This is a genomic window from Colwellia sp. BRX8-9 (assembly GCF_014077245.1).
GTDB lineage: Bacteria > Pseudomonadota > Gammaproteobacteria > Enterobacterales > Alteromonadaceae > Colwellia_A.
In genome coordinates, this window is the sequence record NZ_JACGVN010000092.1 from 1 (window position 1) to 219 (window position 219).

Genomic DNA, 219 nt, shown 5'->3' on the forward strand with positions numbered 1-219 from the left:
AACATCTTATTCAAGACACATTTATTTGTGCGTGAAAATGTCAGACTTTACAATTGCTGTGGATTAGTCTCCACGGTGTACTTCGTGTCGAAAGACTACTTAGGGTTGTATGGTTAAGTGACTAAGCGTATGTGGTGGATGCCTTGGCAGTTAGAGGCGATGAAGGACGTGTTAATCTGCGATAAGCATTGGTGAGGTGATAAAAACCGTTATAGCCAA

General features: G+C 41.6%; 1 rRNA gene. It reads left to right on the forward strand.

From position 1 onward, the window contains the following. Window positions 1–111 precede the first annotated feature (111 nt). Window positions 112–219, forward strand: a 23S ribosomal RNA gene (locus tag H4J70_RS20375); the annotation flags it as partial.